The following is a 1806-nucleotide window of genomic DNA, read 5'->3' as shown; positions in this document are numbered from 1 at the left end:
CAATTGTTACGCCTGATGCGCTACTAGCACTCTCACCGCTACAGCACTGGGTAAATTGGTAGCAACAAATACGATTAATATCCTCTGCTACATTACTTGCTTTTTGCAGTGCAACTGCATCTTTAGTGACAAGCTGCTCATCAAGTGTTTTACAATCACTCTCTATGGGCTTTCTAACGGCAACAGATCTTGTTTTTGATAATAAACGCACCAGTCGTTCGGCAATAAACGTTTTGCCAACTTCAGTACCACTACCACTAACAAACAAGCCTTTCATAATTTTATTTTACCCAAGGGCTGGTTGTCGCTGTCAAAAATTATCAGGGTTTTTAGAGCTGCCCTAAACAGCAAAAATGTATAATACTGCGTATGCATAATAACTTAAAAACTCAATTTTGCGATCTGCAATTAGACTCGCCAATTATCCTTCTTTCTGGCTGCGTTGGTTTTGGCGAAGAGTACACTAGAATTGAGGGATTTTCGAATACTGATGTTGGTGCCATTTGCTTAAAAGGTACTACTTTAGAACCAAGGTTAGGCAATATTCCAAGTCGTGTTACTGAAACGCCACAAGGTATGATCAATGCCATTGGCTTGCAAAACCCAGGAACTGATGTTGTTATTAATGACATTATGCCAAATCTAGACAAGCAAGAAACGCGTTTTATTATTAATATCTCTGGCTCTTCTATTGAAGAGTACGGCAAGATAGCTAAGCGTTTTGACGATTCAGATATTGACGCTATTGAAATTAACATTTCTTGTCCAAACATTAAAGAGGGTGGTGTTGCATTTGGCAATGATCCAGATATGTCTTATCGCGTTGTTGATATTTGTCGTAAAAATACAACCAAACCGTTGATTACAAAACTCTCTCCTAATCAGACAGATATAGCGCTCAGCGCTCAGCGCTGTATTGATGGTGGTACAGATGGTTTGGCGGTGATTAATACACTAATGGGTATGTCGATCAATACAGCAACTCGCACTCCTGTGACTGGTAATAACCAGGGCGGGCTATCTGGTCCAGCCATTAAACCAGTAGCCTTATTAAAAGTCCATCAAGTCTATCAGGTTAGTAAGCATCACAATGTGCCCATTATTGGCCAAGGTGGCATCATGACAGCCAATGACGCGATTGAATTTATCATTGCTGGTGCAGCTACTGTAGGCATAGGCACAGCTTTATTTTATGACCCCCTTGTCTGTCCAAAAATTAATGACGGTATTAGCCAGTATCTAATTGACCATAAGCTTAATAGTATCGACGAATTAGTCGGTACATTACAACTCAATTCGGCCATTTCACAGTGTGATACTGGCAGCAAATAAACTCAAATTATGAATTCAGAATACAACGCTTTAGAAATTGAGAGTCAAGCTCAACAATATTGGAAAGAAAATAAATCGTTCGAGGTTGTTGAGGATCCGTTAAAGGAAAAATACTACTGTTTAAGTATGTTCCCATATCCATCAGGGCGTCTGCACATGGGCCATGTGCGTAATTATTCTATTGGTGATGTAATCTCTAGATTCCAAAGAATGCAAGGCAAAAATGTCATGCAGCCAATTGGTTGGGATGCATTCGGACTGCCTGCAGAAAATGCCGCTTTAAAAAACAAAGTTGCGCCAGCAAAATGGACCTATGAAAATATAGACTACATGCGCGAACAACTGTCTCAACTAGGCTTTGGTTATGATTGGTCTAGAGAGATCGCTACTTGCAACCCGAAATATTACAAATGGGAGCAATGGCTATTTGTTAAATTATTTAAAAAAGGCTTAGTTTACAAAAAAAATGCAGTG

At 39.6% G+C, this 1806-nt stretch carries 3 protein-coding genes; 2 read left to right on the top strand and 1 reads right to left on the bottom strand.

The genetic code is table 11. The features are described from left to right. On the bottom strand, positions 1-277 hold a 277-nt coding region (gene bioD, locus BTHERMOSOX_RS10875; RefSeq protein WP_138121153.1), incomplete at its 3' end, for an ATP-dependent dethiobiotin synthetase BioD. A 92-nt stretch (positions 278-369) separates the two neighbouring features. On the opposite strand from bioD, the gene BTHERMOSOX_RS10870 reads away from it, so the two are divergent. Together BTHERMOSOX_RS10870 and BTHERMOSOX_RS10865 are read left to right on the top strand one after the other, a co-directional pair. Beyond that, on the top strand, positions 370-1332 hold the full coding sequence (locus BTHERMOSOX_RS10870) for a dihydroorotate dehydrogenase (protein ID WP_138121152.1): 963 nt from the start codon (positions 370-372) through the stop codon (positions 1330-1332). Between the two features lie 9 nt (positions 1333-1341). Then, a partial coding sequence (locus BTHERMOSOX_RS10865) for a class I tRNA ligase family protein (RefSeq protein ID WP_138121151.1) occupies positions 1342-1806 on the top strand: 465 nt, incomplete at its 3' end.

The organism is Bathymodiolus heckerae thiotrophic gill symbiont, assembly GCF_900128515.1.
Lineage (GTDB): Bacteria > Pseudomonadota > Gammaproteobacteria > PS1 > Pseudothioglobaceae > Thioglobus_A.
This window is presented reverse-complemented; position numbering and strand designations above follow the sequence as displayed.

Coding starts and splice junctions, on each gene's coding strand:
- BTHERMOSOX_RS10870 (WP_138121152.1), top strand. CDS start 370: ATGCATAATAACTTAAAAACTCAATTTTGCGATCTGCAATTAGACTCG.